This is a genomic window from Nonomuraea sp. NPDC052116 (genome assembly GCF_040680035.1).
In the GTDB taxonomy this organism is placed as follows: domain Bacteria; phylum Actinomycetota; class Actinomycetes; order Streptosporangiales; family Streptosporangiaceae; genus Nonomuraea; species Nonomuraea angiospora_A.
The window spans coordinates 309,595-326,726 of record NZ_JBFAWA010000003.1 but is presented as its reverse complement, the minus strand read 5'-3'; the positions used below and the strand labels follow the sequence as shown (position 1 = coordinate 326,726).

General features: G+C 71.4%; 17 protein-coding genes. 9 read left to right on the top strand and 8 right to left on the bottom strand.

The features are described 5' to 3' along the window. The first annotated feature begins 3 nt into the window (after positions 1-3). The 5 genes from AB0L65_RS07110 to AB0L65_RS07090 all read left to right on the top strand — a co-directional run bounded on the left by AB0L65_RS07110 (position 4) and on the right by AB0L65_RS07090 (position 3,983). Positions 4-918: an ABC transporter permease gene (locus AB0L65_RS07110; RefSeq protein ID WP_364241365.1), complete on the top strand. Its 915-nt coding sequence runs from the start codon at positions 4-6 to the stop codon at positions 916-918. Beyond that, positions 915-1,757, top strand: a complete 843-nt coding sequence (locus AB0L65_RS07105; RefSeq protein ID WP_364241362.1) for an ABC transporter permease — start codon at positions 915-917, stop codon at positions 1,755-1,757. Before AB0L65_RS07110 ends, AB0L65_RS07105 begins: the two co-directional genes overlap by 4 nt. After that, positions 1,757-2,698, top strand: a complete 942-nt coding sequence (locus AB0L65_RS07100; RefSeq protein WP_364241359.1) for an ABC transporter ATP-binding protein — start codon at positions 1,757-1,759, stop codon at positions 2,696-2,698. Before AB0L65_RS07105 ends, AB0L65_RS07100 begins: the two co-directional genes overlap by 1 nt. After that, positions 2,698-3,435, top strand: coding sequence for an ATP-binding cassette domain-containing protein (locus tag AB0L65_RS07095; protein WP_350734585.1), 738 nt, complete (start codon positions 2,698-2,700; stop codon positions 3,433-3,435). The genes AB0L65_RS07100 and AB0L65_RS07095 overlap by 1 nt, the downstream gene beginning before the upstream one ends. Before the next feature lie 71 nt (positions 3,436-3,506). Continuing rightward, positions 3,507-3,983: an FxsA family protein gene (locus AB0L65_RS07090; protein WP_364241356.1), complete on the top strand. Its 477-nt coding sequence runs from the start codon at positions 3,507-3,509 to the stop codon at positions 3,981-3,983. Between the two features lie 917 nt (positions 3,984-4,900). On the opposite strand, the gene AB0L65_RS07085 is transcribed toward AB0L65_RS07090, so the two are convergent. The 3 genes from AB0L65_RS07085 to AB0L65_RS07075 form a co-directional block, all read right to left on the bottom strand. Further along, positions 4,901-5,245, bottom strand: a complete 345-nt coding sequence (locus tag AB0L65_RS07085) for an RNA polymerase-binding protein RbpA (RefSeq protein WP_185074387.1) — start codon at positions 5,243-5,245, stop codon at positions 4,901-4,903. 124 nt (positions 5,246-5,369) lie between these two features. Then, positions 5,370-5,987: a hypothetical protein gene (locus AB0L65_RS07080; RefSeq protein WP_364241353.1), complete on the bottom strand. Its 618-nt coding sequence runs from the start codon at positions 5,985-5,987 to the stop codon at positions 5,370-5,372. A gap of 717 nt (positions 5,988-6,704) precedes the next feature. Then, positions 6,705-7,214, bottom strand: a complete 510-nt coding sequence (locus tag AB0L65_RS07075) for a nuclear transport factor 2 family protein (protein ID WP_364241351.1) — start codon at positions 7,212-7,214, stop codon at positions 6,705-6,707. Positions 7,215-7,247: 33 nt separating this feature from the next. Here AB0L65_RS07075 and AB0L65_RS07070 point away from each other — a divergent pair, with 33 nt between their 5' ends. After that, the gene (locus AB0L65_RS07070) at positions 7,248-7,727 is read left to right on the top strand and encodes a winged helix-turn-helix transcriptional regulator (protein WP_225963174.1); all 480 of its coding nucleotides are present in this window, start codon (positions 7,248-7,250) and stop codon (positions 7,725-7,727) included. A gap of 1,524 nt (positions 7,728-9,251) precedes the next feature. Beyond that, positions 9,252-9,470, top strand: a complete 219-nt coding sequence (locus tag AB0L65_RS07065) for a hypothetical protein (RefSeq protein ID WP_364241348.1) — start codon at positions 9,252-9,254, stop codon at positions 9,468-9,470. Positions 9,471-9,512: 42 nt separating this feature from the next. Here the strand turns inward: AB0L65_RS07065 and AB0L65_RS07060 are convergent, their stop codons facing one another. From AB0L65_RS07060 to AB0L65_RS07040, 5 genes are all read right to left on the bottom strand, one after another. Beyond that, on the bottom strand, positions 9,513-10,946 hold the full coding sequence (locus tag AB0L65_RS07060; protein ID WP_364241345.1) for an MFS transporter: 1,434 nt from the start codon (positions 10,944-10,946) through the stop codon (positions 9,513-9,515). A 131-nt stretch (positions 10,947-11,077) separates the two neighbouring features. Beyond that, a complete protein-coding gene (locus tag AB0L65_RS07055; protein WP_364241828.1) occupies positions 11,078-11,875 on the bottom strand; it encodes a glycerophosphodiester phosphodiesterase family protein in 798 nt (265 codons plus the stop codon). 38 nt (positions 11,876-11,913) lie between these two features. Beyond that, on the bottom strand, positions 11,914-12,453 hold the full coding sequence (locus tag AB0L65_RS07050) for a TrmH family RNA methyltransferase (protein WP_350734572.1): 540 nt from the start codon (positions 12,451-12,453) through the stop codon (positions 11,914-11,916). Continuing rightward, positions 12,450-13,040 carry a methyltransferase gene (locus AB0L65_RS07045; RefSeq protein WP_350734570.1) on the bottom strand — a complete coding sequence of 197 codons (591 nt, stop codon included), beginning with the start codon at positions 13,038-13,040 and terminating at the stop codon, positions 12,450-12,452. Before AB0L65_RS07045 ends, AB0L65_RS07050 begins: the two co-directional genes overlap by 4 nt. A 240-nt stretch (positions 13,041-13,280) precedes the next feature. After that, positions 13,281-14,177, bottom strand: a complete 897-nt coding sequence (locus tag AB0L65_RS07040; protein WP_363968654.1) for a helix-turn-helix transcriptional regulator — start codon at positions 14,175-14,177, stop codon at positions 13,281-13,283. Between the two features lie 484 nt (positions 14,178-14,661). Between AB0L65_RS07040 and AB0L65_RS07035 the strand changes: the two genes are divergently transcribed. Beyond that, a complete protein-coding gene (locus AB0L65_RS07035; protein ID WP_364241341.1) occupies positions 14,662-16,101 on the top strand; it encodes an MFS transporter in 1,440 nt (479 codons plus the stop codon). Positions 16,102-16,124: 23 nt separating this feature from the next. Beyond that, positions 16,125-17,114 carry an aldo/keto reductase gene (locus tag AB0L65_RS07030; protein WP_364241339.1) on the top strand — a complete coding sequence of 330 codons (990 nt, stop codon included), beginning with the start codon at positions 16,125-16,127 and terminating at the stop codon, positions 17,112-17,114. The last annotated feature ends 18 nt before the right edge of the window (positions 17,115-17,132 follow it).

The window sequence follows — 17,132 nt, the reverse complement described above, 5'->3', positions numbered from 1 at the left end:
TCCATGGTGCGCAAGCTGGCCGGGCTGCTCGTCACGCTGCTCGCCACCTCGTTCGTGATCTTCGGGGCGTCCTACGCGGCGCCCGGCGACCCGGTCACGTTCCTGGCGGGCGGCAAGGAGAACCTCACGCCCGAATACCTGGCCGCCGTCCGGGCCGAATACCACCTGGACGACCCGTTCCTGGTGCAGTACGCACGATGGCTCGGCGACGCGGCCACCGGCGACCTCGGGCGTTCGACCCAGTACAACGACCAGGTCTTCGACCTGCTGATGGCGCGGCTGCCGAGCACGCTCGGGCTGGTGGCGTACGCCGCGGTGCTGTTCGTGGTGTTCGGGGTCGCGCTCGGGGTGCTGGCCGCGGTGCGCGGCGGGCGCACCGACTCGGCGGTGGTGGCGGGCACGACGTTCGCCACCTCGGTGCCGCCCTTCGTGGTGGCCACGGCGCTGATCTCGCTGTTCGGCGTGCAGCTCGGCTGGTTCCCCGTCATGGGCGGCCGGTCGCTGTGGCACCTGACGCTGCCCGCCGTGACGCTGGCGCTCGGCGCGCTGGCCATCATCAGCCGGGTGACCCGGCAGTCCATGGTGGAGCAGCGCGAGCTCGACCACGTGACCGTGGCCCGCGCGTCCGGGCTGTCCGAGCGGCTGATCGTGGTCAGACACGTGCTCAGGGGCGCGCTGGGGCCGATCGTGACCATGTGCGGGCTGGTCACGGCGGGCATGCTGGCGGGCACGGTGACCGTGGAGACCGCGTTCGGGCTCAACGGCGTCGGCTCGCTGCTGGTCAACGCGATCAACACGCACGACTTCCCGGTGACGCAGGCGGTGATGCTGCTCATGGTGAGCGCGTACATCCTCGTGACCACGCTCGTCGATCTCGCCCAGCCGCTGATCGACCCCAGGGTGCGGAGGCCCGCATGACCACGATGGTCGCCACACTCTCTCCGAAGGCCGCCCGACCGCTCGGCTACCGGCTGGCCGGCGCCTTCCTGGTGCTGGTCGTGGTGGCGGCGGTGTGCGCGCCGCTGGTGGCCCCGTACGAGCCGGACGGGGTCGACTTCGCCGCCACGCTCGCGCCGATGTCGCCCGAGCACCTGCTCGGCGCCGACCAGTCGGGCCGCGACCTGTTCACCAGGGTCCTGTACGGCGCCCGCACCTCCCTGATCGGCCCCCTGGCGCTGCTGGCCATCGCCTCCGTGCTCGGCGTCGCGCTCGGCACGCTGGCCGCCTGGCACCGCGGCTGGGTGGACGCCGTCGTGTCCAGGCTGACCGACGTCATGTACGCCTTCCCCGGGCTGCTGTTCGTGGTGCTGGTCGTCGCGGTGTTCGGCAACGGGATGACCACGGCCGTGGTCGCGCTCGGGCTGGCCTACACGCCGACGATCGCCCGCTACACCAGGAGCGTGGCGCTGGGCGAGTGCGGCAAGCCGTACATCGACGCCTACCGGGTCCAGGGCATGGGCGGGTTCGCGATCTGCGTGCGGCACCTGGTGCCCAACATGGCGCGCTCGATCGTGGGCTACCTGGTCGTGCTGTTCGGCGAGGGGCTGATGAGCCTGGCCACGCTGAGCTTCCTCGGGTTCGGGGCGCAGCCGCCGTCGTCCGACTGGGGGCTCATGGTCAAGGAAGGGCAACCGGCGATCGTGCAGGGCGCGTTCCTGCCGGTGCTGGTGCCGGGCGCGGCCATCGCGCTGGTGGTCGTGTCGTTCAACGTGATCGGCGTACGCCTGGCCGACCGCATGGGCGTGAGGGGGACCTGATGCTGCTCTCCGTGGAGGAGTTGACGATCGCGGCGGGCGGCCGGCGGCCGATCCTGCGCGAGGTGTCGCTGGCCGTCGGCAAGGGCGAGATCGTGGGCCTGGTCGGCGAGTCGGGGTCGGGCAAGTCCACGCTGGCCCGGGCGGTGCTGCGGCTGCTGCCCGCCGGGGCGGCGGCCTCCGGCAGGGTGCTGGTCTCGGGCGAGGACGTGCTCGCGATGGACCCGGGCCGGCTCAGGGACCTGCGGGCCTCGCAGGTGTCGATGATCTACCAGGACCCGCGCTCCTCGCTCAACCCGGTCCGCCGGGTCGGCGACTTCCTGACCGAGCGCATGGTGCACACGCTGGGCCGCCCCAAGGCCGAGGCGCGCGCCCGGGCGGTGGAGCTGCTGGCCGCCGTCGGCCTGCGCGATCCCGAGCTGCGCATGCGGCAGTACCCGCACGAGTTGTCCGGCGGCATGCTGCAACGGGTGGTCGTCGCCGCCGCGCTGGCCGCCGACCCCGCGCTGCTGCTGGCCGACGAGGCGACGAGCGCGCTCGACGTCACCACCCAGGCCGAGACGCTCGCCCTGCTGCGCGAGATCCAGGCGGAGCGGGAGCTCGGCATGCTGTTCATCACCCACGACCTGCACCTCGCCGCGTCCTTCTGCGACCGGGTGCACGTGCTGTACGCGGGCACGGTGGTCGAGTCGCGACCGGCCAAGGAGCTGTTCGAGGACCCCCGGCACCCGTACACGGCCGGGTTGCTGGCCTGCACGCCGGAGCTGGACGATCCCCGTCCCCTCCGGCCCATCCCCGGCCGCCCGCCCTCGCTGGACGACACGTTCGCCGGCTGCCCGTTCGCGCCGCGGTGCCCGCGGGCCGCGGACGCCTGCGAGGAGTGGTCGCCGCGGCCCGTGACCGTGTCCGGCGGCTCCGCCGCCTGCCGACTGCTGGAGGCGTGATGCTCGGCGTACACGATCTGTGCAAGTCCTTCCACGGCTCGGTGGCCGCCGACCAGGTGTCCTTCGAGCTGCCGCCGGGCGGCTCGCTGGGCCTGGTCGGGGAGTCCGGGTCGGGGAAGACGACGATCGCGCGCATGCTCGTCGGCCTCGTCACCCCCGACTCCGGCACGATCACCGTGGACGGGCGGGCGCGCTCGGCCAGGGAACGCGGCCGGGCGGCGCGGCTCCGGCGGGCCCGCGAGATCCAGATGGTGTTCCAGGACCCCTACCTGTCGCTCGACCCGCGGCTCACCGCCGCCGAGTGTCTGCAGGTGGCGCTCAGGCTGCACGGCGGGGACCGCTCGCGCGTCCCCGAGCTGCTCGACCAGGTCGGGCTGGGCACCCGCGAGGCCGGGGCCCGGCCCCACCAGCTCAGCGGCGGGCAGCGGCAGCGCCTGGCCATCGCCAGGGCGCTGGCCGTGGAACCGTCGGTGCTCGTGCTCGACGAGGCCGTGGCCGCGCTGGACGTCTCCATCCAGGCGCAGATCCTCGAACTGCTCAACCGGGTGCGCGCCGAATCCGGCGTCGCGCTGCTGTTCGTCAGCCACGACCTGGCCGTCGTACGCCACCTGTGCGAGGACACGCTGGTGCTGCACAGAGGGGTGGTCGTCGAGCGGGGGCCCGTCGCGAGGGTGCTGGCGGAGCCCGAGCATCCCTACACCAGGCTGCTGCTCGACTCGGTGCCCAGGGCGCGCTGACAGCCTGGAACGCTTTGGGGCCGTCGGCCGTTGTTCCTGGTGTAACGCGCTGGTGCGGAATCGAGGAAACGATGCGGCTGCTGCTCTTCCTGGCCTTCCTGGTCGTCCCCGTCCTGGAGATCTGGCTGCTCATCCAGGTGGGTTCGGTGATCGGCGGGCCCGCCACCGTGGCCCTGCTCATCGCCGACAGCGTGCTCGGCGCCTGGCTGGTACGCCGCGAGGGCCGCAGGGCCTGGCGGGCGCTCCAGGAGGCGATCGGGTCCGGCCGGATGCCCGAGCGCGAGCTCGCCGACGGCGGCCTGGTCCTGGTGGGCGGCGCGCTGCTGCTGACGCCGGGCTTCTTCACCGACGTCTTCGGGTTCCTGTGCATCCTGCCGTTCACGCGGCCTCTGATGCGCCGCCTGGGCGCCTGGTTCTTCGACCGCCGGGTCAAGCGGCTGGCCGCGAGCTCCCCGTATGCGAACCTCTTCCCGCCCCATCAGGACGTGAGGGTGCCGGACGGCGGCCGGGTGGTGCACGGCGAGGTCATCCGCGAGGACCGCGACTGATCGTCCCGGTGGGGGGTGTGCGTTCGGGATCTATCGGCTCCCGGGGCGCGCATGCCGTACGGGCCGGGAGAGCCCTGGCCGGTCCGCGTCGGCTCCTTTCTCGAGAGTGGGCTGGGCGCGCAGGACGGGGAGCGCCGGGCGCGGAGCGTGACGATCCTACATGGCAACGGTGACGTCCTGGACCTCGCGGTCCAGGACGGGCGTGTCGTCGGGGTGCGCGGGCGCTAGATCGCGCTAGATCGCGCTGGGGTGCGCGGGCGTGCGCCGGATCGCGTCGGGGTGCGCCCGTGCACGCCGGATTGCGTCAACCACGGCCGCCTCGGGCCGAGGGACTTGTGCGGCTGACAGGCCGTCAACGCGCCCGACCGGCTCGTACGCCCCCTCATCCGCGAGAACGGGCGGCTGGTCGAGACCGAACTGGGCCCCCGTGATGCACCCACCGCCGGCGGCTCCTCGACGAGCACGGCCCCAGCGCGATCGGCGTCTACACACCGGCCGGCTGTTCCTGGGGGAGCCCTACACGCTCGCTCTGATCGCGCATGGGGCATCGGCACCAGCCACCTGGGCCGCGTCCGCGAACACGCCGAGGCGGGCAAGGCCTAAGGCCTGGACCCCTCCGATGAGATCTCCGTCGCGGAACGCCTGCGCGAGAAGGCCCCGGAGCGGCTCGTCCGCCGCTCCGAGCCCGGCCTACTCCTCAGGCGGCGAAACAGGGAAAACCGCTCGCGCTGCCGCAACTCCGCCACCCGCCGGCACTCCGGCAACTGCGGCGGGCAAATGCCACCCTCAAGGACTCGGCCCCCAGGCCCTGCTGTCCTGACCTGACCTGGCACCACCTTCGTGGTGTGGGCATCTCGTGCTGCGGTCATGAAGAAACCCCCGGGCGGGTAGCCCGGGGGTTTCACCGTGAGAGGAGGTCAGGCGCTCTTACGACGCTGGGCCCGCAGAACCGCGAGCCGCTCGTTGAGCACCTCCTCAAGATCTTCGATCGACCGCCGCTCCAGGAGCATGTCCCAGTGTGTCCGCGGGGGCTTGACCTTCTTGGACTCCGGCTGCTCGCCGTCCACCCGCACCGCGGTCGCGCCGCACATGCGGCACTCCCACGTCGCGGGGATCTCAGCCTCGGCTGCAAGCGGAACCTCGAAGCGATGGCCCTTAGGACAGGTGTAGGACACCTCCTGGCGCGGGGCCAGATCCGTGTTACGGTCGTTCTCGTAGCTGGTTGCCCCGAGCCGGGTGCCACGAAGCGCGCGCTCGCCCATGTCTAAATGCCTCCTACAGGGCCCCCTTGCGTGGGGGGTCTGTCTCCCACGGTGTCTAACGCTTGGTACCGTGATGGGATTCCCACCTGCGGGGTGATCCAATCGCGCTTGGGGCGTCGGTTCTTCACACAGTCGCCGATCGGGCCCGCGTTCCGGCCCTGACCAGGGCCCCCGCCAGCCAGAGCCCGCCAATCATGATCAGTGCGCCGTGCGCGATCCGCAGCGGGTACGGGCCGAAGAACTGCGGGATGAACAGTACGAACCCCAGCGCCAGAGCCGTCCCGCTCCACTTGGGCAGCGTTCCGGACCGCCAGACGGCGATCGCCGCCATCACCGCGCCGACGGCCAGAACAACGAGCCCCACGGCGAACATGGTGATCGCGACGGGCCCGTACCTGAACTCCTCGGCCAGTTCCATCAGCGCGGGCGCCTGGTCGTGGAGGGAGCGCCGGGCGATCACGTTCAGGCCGAAGTCCTCGGCGCCGTAGTACGGGAGCGTCAGTCCCGCACCCACCCAGGTCACAGCGGTGGCACGCAGGGAGAGGCGGTCGCCGAGCACCTGGTGCAGCCCGAGCACGGCCAGACCGAGCAGCACGAAACCGAGCATGGCGGCCGCGTGCCCGGCGACCCACGCCGTGGAGGCCATGGCCGTGGCGTCGTCGCCGGAAGGGCGGATCGCGGGATAAGCGAGGAAAAGGATGCCGGCGGCGGCGAAGGCCAGAGAGGTGAGCCTGGAGGCCATCAGTGCTCCTTGAAGAGGGCGTTGCTCTTTAGTGAGAGCAATGCTCTCGCTTCAGGGAAGCACTGTCAAGAGCACTGCTCTCTCTTCGGATCAGTGAACCTCCAGGCCGGTGCGTGACGTGGCGGATCGTGGGCTCTCATACGGCTTGACCGGGCTTCCTGAACCCAGCGAGCGCGACCATCCTCCGGGCAGGCCGGGCGGGGCGCGGGGGCGGAGCGGGCGGGGCAAGCGACATTCCGGCCCCTCCCGCGGGCGTCCGCCATCGGTGGGCGCGGGCAAGGCGAGTTGGCCTGGGACGGGAAGCGAGGGACCGGGCGGGGTGGAACTGGGCATGGCGGGGTGGGGCAGGCGGCGTGGGACCGGGCGGGGCGGGTGGGGCAGGTGACATCCCCGTCCTCGCTCGGGTGCCCGCCATCGGTGGCGCAGGCAAGGAAGGTTGGCCTGGGACCGGGCGGAACCGGGCGGGGTGGGTGGGACAGGCGACCTTCCCGCCCTTCCCGCGTGCGCCCGCTGTCGGTGGTGTGGGCAAGGCAGGTCGGCCTGGGACGGGCAACGTGGGCCGGCCCGGGCGAGGCGGGGTGGGACAGGTACATTCCGCCCTCCCGCGGGTGCCCGCCATCGGAGGGCACGGACAAGGCAGGTCGGCGTGGGGCGGGTGGCGTGGGACGAGGCCGCCCCGGGGCGGAGCGGGCACGAGACGGGCGCCCTTGTTGGGCTCTAGCGGGGACGCCTGCGGGTCAGGAGCGGGACCAGGGTCTTGTCGCCGAAGCGGGTCATCACAGCCAGCGGCTTGACGGCGGCGGCAACAAGCCAGGGGAGGCCCGGCTTGCCGGTGGTGCGCGCCATGCCGGGGCCGAGCGCGGCCATCATCGCCGTCAGCCCCGGCAGGGGCCGGATCCACATGGTGATCTCTTTGATCAGCCCGTCCTCGCCCACCTCGACCAGCGCCGCCTCGTGAATCTCCTGGCGTCCCAGCCGGGCGGTCGCGGTCAGGGCCCGCGTACGTTCGTCGCCGATGTCCCTCTGATAGCGCAGGTCCGACAGCACGCCGAACACGACCGAGAACAGCTCCCGTACCTGCTCCTTGCCCTGAAAGGCGGCATTGGCACTGAGCGGCGAGCGGAAGACCACGTCGTCGGCCAGCGTGGCGACGAGAGCATCGACGTCGTGTGCCTCGCCGGCCCGGCGGTAGGCGGCAGCGGGTGAGTCCTGAATGTGAACTGTCATGGGTTCACTTTATCAACCCACTATCCTGGGTCCATGAACAGGTTCGGTGAGATGCACTGCTCCATCGCCCAGGCCGTCGGCGTGGTCGCCGAGCCGTGGACACCGCTGATCCTGCGTGACCTGTTCCTGGGCCTGCGCAGGTTCGACGACCTGGCGGAGGACCTGGGCATCTCGCGCAACCTCCTGACCCGCCGCCTGGAGCATCTGGTGGCGGCCGGCGTGGTGGAGAAGCGGCCGTACCAGGAGCGTCCTGTGCGCCACGAGTACGTTCTCACCGAGGCGGGCCGCGACATCGTGCCGGCCCTGCTGACGTTGATGGCTTGGGGCGACCGCTGGTCCACGCCCCCGGGCGGCCCGCCCGCGCTCCTGGTGCACTCCTGCGGCGAGCGCTTCACCCCCGTCGTCACCTGCCCACACTGCGGTGGCGAGGCCACCGCGGACACGGTCTCAGCCGTACGCGGCCCTGGAGCGGCCCAGGGCCCCGGCACCATGCTCCTCGCAGCACCGTCATGACCAGGCACGCCGTCGTCCGCCGTGACCATCCACCGGCCGTACTGTGGTGATCGGGCACGCCGCCGTCTGCCGTGACCATCCCACCGGCCGTACTGTGGTGACCGGGCATGCCGCCGTCCGCTGCGGCGAGCTCCCCACTGCACCGCCGTGACCGGCCTGAGCCCCCGAACGTCGTGACGAGGACGTCGGCCGCTCCGTTGCACCCGGAAGGCGTCCCGGGGTGCCGTGACCAGATCACTGGCCGCACCGCCATGCCTGCGCCAGCCCCTGGCTGTAGCGATCAGAGCCGCCCGGACTGCCGTGACTGGTGTGCCGCCTTGGACGGCTTCCAGGAGCGGGCGTCCGCCTGTCGATGAGAGATCTCTCATCCGCCGCTAACGAAGGCGCCATCGTAGGCCCGCAGGCTGAGAACCGGCAGCGTACGGGACCTACCGACGGGAGACGCCGATGAGACGGGGACCACGATGGCTCCTGCTGGCCGTCACCATCGCGCTCGTCCTGGGCACCACGGCGGCGCTACCAGGACGGCGGGAGGCCCTGGCGGCGACGCCGCTCGGCACGGTCCAGGCCGCCGCCGCCTCCGCGGATGGCGACGGGGGCGATGACGATGACGGGGAGAGCGACGATGGGGACGGCAAAGCGGCGCGCACGGGTCCGGAGAGGGACCGCCCAGGCGCCGGATCAGGCGGGAGCTCAAGACCAGGCAAGGGCTCGCAGCCTCGCTCGGACGACGGACGATCACAGGGTGGGGCGGAGGCGCAACCGTCCGCCTCCAGCGGGTTGGGGGGCGGCGAAGGGCAGAGTGCCTCGCACGGCCCCGGGCCCTCGGGCACCGATGACGGGACACGCACCTTCCGGGGCATCGCAGGTCCGTCACCACCGCGTGCCGGCGGAGAGCCGCAGAAGCGCGACGGACGCTCACTGGCGCGAGGCGGGTCGGATTTACACCCCCGAGGCGGACCGGAATCACAGGCGTCAGCTGGCGCCACTTCACCGACCTGGAAAGGCGGGAGCGGGCCCGCGCAACGCGGCGCCGGCGGCTCACAGACGCCGTCCCACGGGGTGCCGCCCTCCGGCGTGGACTCGCCGTCTCGAGACGCCGCCATGCTTCCCCAAGGACCTGGCCACTCCGACAGCTCGACCGCGCAGCCCGGCACAGGCTCGCCGGCTGGTGCCGCAGGCTGGTCGCCTGGTGGGGGAGGCTCGCTGCCTGTCGGCATGGGCTGGTCGTCAGACGGCATGGGCTGGTCGTCGGACGGCGGGGGCTGGTCGTCGGACGGCGGGGCTTGGGGGCCGCTTGAGGGCCATGGAAGCTGGTCGTCCCTCGATGGAGCCGAGGGATGGCCGCCCTCGCACGATGTTGACGACGCGGCGACTCGCCCCGGCGACGGCGGCTCGTCCGTTCTGCCCGATACCGGCGGCTCACCAGCCTCACCTGGCGACGGAGGCTGGTTGCCCCCGGGCGGATCCCAGCCGCGCGGTACGGGCGCGCCAGGCGGTACTGGCACGCCGGATGGTACAGGCGTGCCGGGTTCCGATGCCGGGCGCACCACCGGCGACTCGTATGGCAACGCTCATCGGGGGTGGTGGGTGCTGTTCGCCATCGTGGGCACGGCCGCCCTCGCAGGGACGGCCTTCTGGATCGCCCACAAGCTCGGCCCGCGCCCCGACGCTCCGGCCGACCCGAGCTCTGAACCCCTGCCTGACTCCAGCCCCGATCCACCACACAACCCAAGCGACTGAACTCTCAGCGAGCGGGCGCGAAGGGTTTGCCCGGGGGATGGGTCAGATGCGGTCGGGGACCTCGTTTCCGGCTTGGCGGATCGCTCTGGGGAGGTTGGTCAGGGCCAGGAGGACGAAGCCGATGATAAAGAAGATGATCATGGAGACGATGGCGATCCGGTAGCTGTTGCTCAGATTGAGCGCGATCGTGACCGTCAAGGAGCCGATGAACGCCGAGCCCTTGTCGCTGATCTGCAGCAGGCTGAAGTACTCGGCCTCCCGCCCCTTCGGGATCACCTGCGAGAACAGCGAGCGCGACAGCGCCTGCGTGCCCCCCAGCACGATCGCGATCGCGAACGCCATCAGGTAGAACTGCAGCTCCTGCCCCTCCTGGACGAACAGCGCCGCCACCACGATCGCCGTCCACAGCACCAGGCTGGCCAGCACCGCGCGCTTGGTGCCGATGCTGCGGGCCAGCCGGCCCAGCAGCAGCGCGCCGAAGAACGCCACGAACTGCACCATCAGGATGGCCGTGATCTGCACCGTCTTGTCGAGCTTGAGGGCCTCGGAGGCGAAGGCCGCGCTGTTGCCGATCACCGTCTGCACGCCGTCGTTGTAGATCAGGTACGCCACCAGGAACAGCAGCGTCAGCGGATAGCGGCGCAGCTCGGCCAGGGTGCGGCCGAGCTGGCGGAAGCTGCCGCCGACCGAGCGCAGCGCCGTGGTCTCGTGGGCGGGCACGGGACGGTTGCGCAGCCGCAGCAGCGGGATGATCGTGAAGATCGCCCACCACAGGCCGGCCGACATCATGCTGATGCGCACCGCCATGCCCTCGGCAACCCCCAGGGCCTCATGCTGGGTGTAGAGGACGAGGTTGAGAGCCAGCAGCAGGCCGCCGCCCAGATAGCCGATGGCCCAGCCGCGCGAGGACACCCTGTCGCGCTCGGCCGGGGTGGAGATCTGCGGCAGGAACGAGTCGTAGACCACGACCGAGGAGCCATAGGCGAGGTTGGCCAGGATGAACAGCACCCCGCCCAGCATGTAGCGGTCGCCCTCGACGAAGTACAGGGCCATCGTGGCCAGCGCCCCGACGTAGGCGAAGCCGCCGAGCAGCTCCCGCTTGCGCCCGGTGTGGTCGGCCAGCGCGCCCACCACGGGCAGCACCACGATCTGCAGGAACACCGCGATCGTCAGCGTCAGCGCGAAGAACGCGGCCGGCCTGATGTCGGCGCCGAGCACGTCGACGTACCCCAGGCCCGGGTTGCTGTCGACCAGCTTGTCGAAGTCGGCCACGCACGTGCCGGAGACGATGTTCGGGAAGTCCTTGGCGCAGGCCGCGGTCTTGGCGACCGGGATGAGGTACGGGCCGAGGAAGACCGAGATGATCGTGGTGTAGAAGGCGGAGTTGGCCCAGTCGTAGAAGTACCAGCCGCGCTGCTCGCGCCTGCGGGCTGCGGGGGAGTCGTCGAGGGCCGCGGGGGGTGCGGGTACGGGCATGGTGTCGAGTCGCTCCTATGCGGCCGGGCGGCCCGGCCTGCAGGCTTATGGGGCTTTCTTGGCTTCTTTGGGCTGGTACGCCGTGCTCTGGATGCTCGCTCGTGCCGCGGAGCCCGGGCCGTCCGGCCGGGTCACGCGGCCAAACTGCCGGGATGCCATTGGCCGCGGCGCTCCAGGACGGTACGCAGACCGGAGACGTTGTCGGTCATGAGGCCGTCCACGCCCAGGTCGAGCAGGTGTTCCATGCGTACGGGGTCGTTGACGGTCCACACGTGCACCTGCATGCCGATGGCGTGCGCCGTACGTACCAGACTCCGGGTGGTCACCCGCAGCCCGCGGAAGCCCACCGGCACCTGCGCGCACGGGACGCCGGCGCGTGACAGGCGGGCCAGCAGGCGGCCGTAGCCGGAGGTGGACGCGGCGGCGCGCAGCGCGGCGACGCCGCGCGGGCCGAGCGCCGAGCAGACCTCCCTGCCCATCGCCGCCCTGGCCAGCGTCAGCCGCTCGTCGGAGAAGGAGGTCAGGCAGATGCGGTCATAGGAGTTGGTACGCCGGATCGCCTCGGCCAGCGGCGCGATGGCGGCGGCCTCCTTGACGTCGATGTTGAAGCGGACCTCGGGCCAGGTGCCCAGCAGGTCCTCCAGCAGCGGGATCTCGTGAACCCCGCCGATGCGGGCCTGCCTGACCGCCCGGTAGGGCAGCTCCGAGATGCGGCCCCGCTGGTCGGTCACCCGGTCGAGCGTGTGGTCGTGGAAGGCGAGCAGCACGCCGTCGGACGTGGCGTGCGCGTCGGTCTCCAGATAGGTGTAGCCGAGCCCGACCGCCCGTTCGAAGGCCGCGATGGAGTTTTCCGCGCCCTCGGCGGCGCCTCCGCGATGTGCGAAGGCCAGCGGGCCCGGATGGTCGAGAAAGGCGAATCGACGGCTCAGCACGTCCTGAGTATGCCTTCCGTGGGTGAACGGTTCGGTTACGGTTCGAGGAGATTCTCCCACTCTTGGCGGCGAGCCTCGGACAGCGCGATGGCGGCGGCCACCGCCACGTTGAACGACCCGACCCGCCCGACCTGCGGGATGTAGCAGACGCCGTCCACGGCCTCGAGCAGCGCGGGGGAGCAGCCGTGGTCCTCGCTGCCGACCACCAGGCACACGTCGCGGCCCAGGTCGGCGCGGTGCAGCGGCACGGCCTCGGCGGTCAGCTCGATGGCGTGCACGGTGTAGCCCCCCGCCTTGGCGGCCTTGACCGCCTCGGTGGCCAGGATCGGCTCGTGCCAGGTGACCAGGCGTTCGGTGCCGAGCGCGGTCTTGCCCGCCTTGGGGTTGGTCGGCGGGGTGGCGTTGCCGGCGAGCCAGATCTCGTCCACGCCGAACGCGGCGGCGCTGCGGAAGATCGAGCCGATGTTGAACGGGCCGGTGACCGACTCGATGATCATGGCGAGGCGGTTCTGGGTGTTCCTGCGCCAGGTGCGGTTGAGCCGCTTGACGTCGGTGGGGCGCAGTTGCCTTCTCATCGGGTCACCTTCAGGATGCGGTAGGCGGCCCGGCTGGCCTCGCGGGAGGCGTGCCAGCCCTGCTCGCCGAGCCAGCGCTGCAGGGAGTCCGAGCCGAGGTGTTTCTGGACGACCAGGTAGGCGACGCCGTCGGGAGTCAGCCGCGTCAGCCACCTGGTGAGCATGTCGTGCAGGGCCTGCTTCCCAATACGGATCGCAGGATTAGACCAGATTGCCCGAAATTTCACGTCATCTGGTACTTCATCGATATGTGCTGACCGTACTTTGTAAAGGCCGGCGGCTTGGGCGTTCCTGGCGGTCAGCTCCAGGCTGCGCCGGTTCACGTCGACGGCCCACACGGTCGCCTCAGGCGCCCGGGAGGCCATGGTCAGCGCGACCGGCCCGTACCCGCAGCCCAGGTCGAGCAGATCGCCCTCCTGCGGTGGCGGCGGGACGGTCTCCAGCAGGATGCGCGTGCCCACGTCGACCCGTTCCGGCGAGAACACGCCGCTGTCGGTCTCCAGCCGCAGGTGCAGATCGGGCAGGACCAGGTCGACGGAGCCCGGCTTGCTCGCTGCCTTCGGCTGTTCGGAGAAGTAGTGGGCCACGTCGCAAAACGTTACCGGACCGGCCCGGATCCCCGACGCACGCGGCCGACCGGTGCCCGGCCGTCGCGGCTGTCCGGAACACTTCGGATCACCGCCCCAAGGGAGGTGAGCCGGAATACGCAGGAAACGGCGCGGCGCATTCGGGGGTACGGGTGGGGCCGGTTCTTGGTCGGCGCGGGTCAGGCGTCGTCCGTGGTGTGGGTCTGCCACGGGTGGGGGCTGGTTCTTGGTCGGCGCGGGTCAGGCGTCCGTGGTGCGGGGTTGGTCGCTTTCGCGGGCTGGTTCGGTCTGTTCGAGCGTGGAGGCCCAGCTGGCGAGGAGGGTGAGCGCGTCGTGGGCCGGGGTGCCGGGTTCGGCGCTGAAGGCGGTGAGGGTCAGGCCGGGGTCGGCGGGCAGGGGCATGGCTTCGAAGGGGAGGCTGAGGTCGCCGACGACGGGGTGGTGGAAGTTCTTCACGCCGGTGTGGTGCAGGCGGACATTGTGGGCGGCCCACAGGGCGCGGAACTCCTCGCTGCGGGTGGCGAGTTCGCCGACGAGGTCGGTCAGTGCCCGGTCGTAGGGGTCGCGGCCTGCTTCGGTACGCAGCAGGGCCACGGTCGTGTGGGCGGATTCGTCCCAGTCGGGGTAGAAGTCGTGGGCGCGGGGGTTGAGGAAGCGGAACCGGGCGAGGTTGACGGGCCGGACCGGATCGTCGAAGACGGGCGCGTAGAGGGCCCGGCCGAGCCGGTTGGCGGCCACGATGTCCAGGCGTCCGTTGCGGACATAGGCGGCCGCGTCGGTCATGGAGTCCAGGAGGCGCTGGATGCCCGGCCGGATCTGCTGCTGGGTGGGGCGACGGCGGGTGCGGGGGCCGGCGTTGGCGGTTCGGGCCAGGTCGAACAGGTGGGCGCGTTCGGCTTCGTCCAGCTTCAGGGCGCGGGAGAGGGATTCCAGGACGCTTTCGGAGACGCCGCTGAGATTGCCTCGCTCCAGGCGGGCGTAGTATTCGGCGCTGACGCCGGCGAGCATGGCGACCTCCTCGCGGCGCAGCCCGGGGACGCGCCGGTGGCCGCCGTAGGCGGGCAGCCCGGCCTGCCGCGGGGTGATCTTGGCTCGCCGCGAGATCAGGAACTCGCGAACCTCACTGCGGTTGTCCATGTCTTCGCAGGGTAGGCCGGATCTCGGTGCCGTGGGGTGTTCTGCCAGTACAGGGAACAGCAGGAACTCTTTGCGGCTGTCTCATCGGCTCTTTTCCGGCTGGTGCCGGTCGTACGTGCTGCCGCCGCCATGGTGGACACGACGGTGAAGACCTTGCCGGACGCGGTGTTCAACAACGCGGGCACCCAGAAGCGCGGCGGCCGTCCGGGGCCGGGTGTTCGTCGCGGGAGCGGTGCAGGGCTCGTCGTCGTACGGGATGCATCCGGCCGGTTCAAACCCGGCGTGGGGTGTTCTGCCAGTACAGGCAACGACAGGGACTCCCTCACCGCGCCCACCTGCGGTTTCCTGGTTGATGCCCAGGTCCTGAGGAGCGGCTGCCCGCCTTGGCCCCGCCATCAATGTACGGCTCGCCCGTCACGGTGTGGCCGCAGCCCTGAGCAGCCCGTCCAGTTGCCCGCTCCGCCTTGCGAAGAGATCACCGCTGATGCCCACCGCGCGCACCGCCTGCCCGACCATCGCCGCCGGCGCCGACCGGCCGCGGGCCTTTGCCGGCCGCGCGCTGGCCGCCGCCGTGCTCGGCTTCTTCGTCATCACCCTCGACGCGGTCATCGTCAACGTCGCCCTGCCGTCGATCCGGTACGACGTCGGCGGTGGCATCACCGGGCTGCAGTGGGTCGTCGACGGCTACACGCTGATGTTCGCCGCGCTGCTGCTGTCCTCCGGCTCTCTGACCGACCGCGTCGGTGCGCGCCGCGCCTTCGGCATCGGGGTGACGATCTTCGCCCTCGCCTCGGCAGCCTGCGGTCTGGCGCCGAACCTGGGCGCGCTGGTGGTCGCCCGCCTCGTCCAGGGCGCGGCGGCCGCCGTGATGATGCCCTCCTCGATGGCGCTGATCGGTCACGCCTACCCCGACGCGGTCCGGCGGGGACGGGCGGTCGCGGTGTGGGCGATGGGCGGCGCCGTCGCCTCCTCGTGCGGCCCCGTCCTGGGCGGACTGCTGACCATGCTCAGCTGGCGGCTGATCTTCTTCATCAATCTGCCCGTCGCCGCGGCGGCCCTGATCCTGCTCGCCCGTACGCAACGCTCGCCCCACCGGCGCGTCCCCTTCGACTGGCCGGGCCAGGTCAGCGCGGTCCTGGCGATGGGCGGGCTGACCTACGGCGCGATCGAGGCCGGCGCCGCCGGGTTCGCCGAGCCCCGGGTGATCGCCGCGTTCGTGGTGGCGGGGGTAGCGCTCGCCGCCTTCCTCGCGGCCCAGGCGCTCCGCACCCACCCGATGGTGCCGCTGGACCTGTTCGCCTCCCGGACCGCGACGGTCAGCGTCGTCGTCGGTTTCGCGTTCGTCGTCGGCTATTACGGGCTGCCGTTCGTGATGAGCCTGTACCTCCAGCAGTTGCGGGGCCTGTCCGCCCTGGCCGCCGGAGCGACGTTCGCCCCGATGATGCTCGTCGGCGCCATCCTGACCCTCTTCAGCGCGCGCATCACCGAAAGGATCGGCACGCGGGCACTCATCACCACCGGCCTGGCCCTCATGACGGCGGGCCTGACGATCCTCGCCCTCGCGCCCGCCTCGACCCCGGTCTGGGCCCTGGCCGCCCTGATGGTCCCGATCGGACTGAGCGGTCCGCTCGTGATGCCGCCGATGACCGCCGCCCTGCTGGACGCCGTCCCAACCCACCGTGCCGGGGTCGCCGGCGGCGTGTTCAACACCAGCCGGCAGGTCGGCGGTGCCCTGGCCGTCGCGGTCTTCGGCGCGCTGCTCGCCCAACCGGCCGGCTTCCTGCACGGCCTGCGTACCAGCCTGCTCATTGCCGCCGCGGCCACGCTGGCCGCCGCAGCCGCAAGCCGGCTGCTCGGACCCGCCCTCACAGCGACGACGGGACGTACGGACGGCGATGCGACAGATGATCATGATCAGCGGTGAAACGATCGAGGAAGGAGTTGACCATGGACAGGCGCACTCTCGGCCGTGATCTCGAGGTCTCGGCGCTCGGCCTCGGCTGCATGGGCATGAGCCAGAGCTACGGCCCCAACCCCGGCAGCCGGCAGGAGATGATCGCGCTCATCCGGGCAGCGGTGGAGCGCGGCGTCACGTTGTTCGACACCGCCGAGGTCTACGGGCCGTTCCGCAACGAGCGACTGGTCGGCGAAGCCCTGGCCCCCGTCCGCGATCAGGTCGTGATCGCCACCAAGTTCGGATTCGCGTTCGACGCCGAGGGCCGCCAGACCGGGCTGTCCAGCCGGCCCGAGCACATCCGGCACGCCGTCGACGGCTCGCTCCAGCGGCTCGGCGTCGACGTGATCGACCTGTACTACCAGCACCGCGTCGACCCGCAGGTGCCGATCGAGGACGTCGCCGGAGCGGTCAAGGAGCTCGTCCAGGACGGCAAGGTCCGGCATTTCGGCATGTCCGAGGCAGCCGCCGGCACCATCCGCCGCGCCCACGCCGTCCAGCCCGTGACCGCCGTGCAGAGCGAGTACTCCCTGTGGTGGCGCAGGCCCGAACAGGAGGTCCTGCCGGTCCTGGCAGAACTCGGCATCGGCTTCGTCCCCTACAGCCCGCTCGGCAAAGGATTCCTCACCGGCACCGTCGACGCGGCCACCACCTTCGACCGCGCCGACATCCGCGCGAGCATCCCGCGCTTCGCCGCCGAGGCGAGGAAGGCGAACCAGGCGCTCGTCGATCTCCTGGGCGCCATCGCCCGGCGCAAGGGCGCCACACCCGCACAGATCGCGCTGGCCTGGCTGCTGGCCCAGCAGCCCTGGATCGTCCCGATCCCCGGCACCCGCCGGCCGGAGCGACTGGCGGAGAACGTCGCCGCCGCCCACGTCGAGCTCACCACCGACGACCTCGAACACATCGACGACGCCGCCGCGAAGATCGACATCCAGGGCGCCCGCTATCCCGAACACCTGGAACGCATGACCGGCCTGTGACCCGCCGCCACGCACCAC

What these genes read in the sequence shown, in the direction of transcription:
- AB0L65_RS07110 (WP_364241365.1), top strand. Translation starts at nt 4, where the DNA reads ATGGTGCGCAAGCTGGCCGGGCTGCTCGTCACGCTGCTCGCCACCTCG.
- AB0L65_RS07105 (WP_364241362.1), top strand. Translation starts at nt 915, where the DNA reads ATGACCACGATGGTCGCCACACTCTCTCCGAAGGCCGCCCGACCGCTC.
- AB0L65_RS07100 (WP_364241359.1), top strand. Translation starts at nt 1,757, where the DNA reads ATGCTGCTCTCCGTGGAGGAGTTGACGATCGCGGCGGGCGGCCGGCGG.
- AB0L65_RS07095 (WP_350734585.1), top strand. Translation starts at nt 2,698, where the DNA reads ATGCTCGGCGTACACGATCTGTGCAAGTCCTTCCACGGCTCGGTGGCC.
- AB0L65_RS07090 (WP_364241356.1), top strand. Translation starts at nt 3,507, where the DNA reads ATGCGGCTGCTGCTCTTCCTGGCCTTCCTGGTCGTCCCCGTCCTGGAG.
- AB0L65_RS07085 (WP_185074387.1), bottom strand. Translation starts at nt 5,245, where the DNA reads ATGGGCGAGCGCGCGCTTCGTGGCACCCGGCTCGGGGCAACCAGCTAC.
- AB0L65_RS07080 (WP_364241353.1), bottom strand. Translation starts at nt 5,987, where the DNA reads ATGGCCTCCAGGCTCACCTCTCTGGCCTTCGCCGCCGCCGGCATCCTT.
- AB0L65_RS07075 (WP_364241351.1), bottom strand. Translation starts at nt 7,214, where the DNA reads ATGACAGTTCACATTCAGGACTCACCCGCTGCCGCCTACCGCCGGGCC.
- AB0L65_RS07070 (WP_225963174.1), top strand. Translation starts at nt 7,248, where the DNA reads ATGAACAGGTTCGGTGAGATGCACTGCTCCATCGCCCAGGCCGTCGGC.
- AB0L65_RS07060 (WP_364241345.1), bottom strand. Translation starts at nt 10,946, where the DNA reads ATGCCCGTACCCGCACCCCCCGCGGCCCTCGACGACTCCCCCGCAGCC.
- AB0L65_RS07050 (WP_350734572.1), bottom strand. Translation starts at nt 12,453, where the DNA reads ATGAGAAGGCAACTGCGCCCCACCGACGTCAAGCGGCTCAACCGCACC.
- AB0L65_RS07040 (WP_363968654.1), bottom strand. Translation starts at nt 14,177, where the DNA reads ATGGACAACCGCAGTGAGGTTCGCGAGTTCCTGATCTCGCGGCGAGCC.
- AB0L65_RS07035 (WP_364241341.1), top strand. Translation starts at nt 14,662, where the DNA reads ATGCCCACCGCGCGCACCGCCTGCCCGACCATCGCCGCCGGCGCCGAC.
- AB0L65_RS07030 (WP_364241339.1), top strand. Translation starts at nt 16,125, where the DNA reads ATGGACAGGCGCACTCTCGGCCGTGATCTCGAGGTCTCGGCGCTCGGC.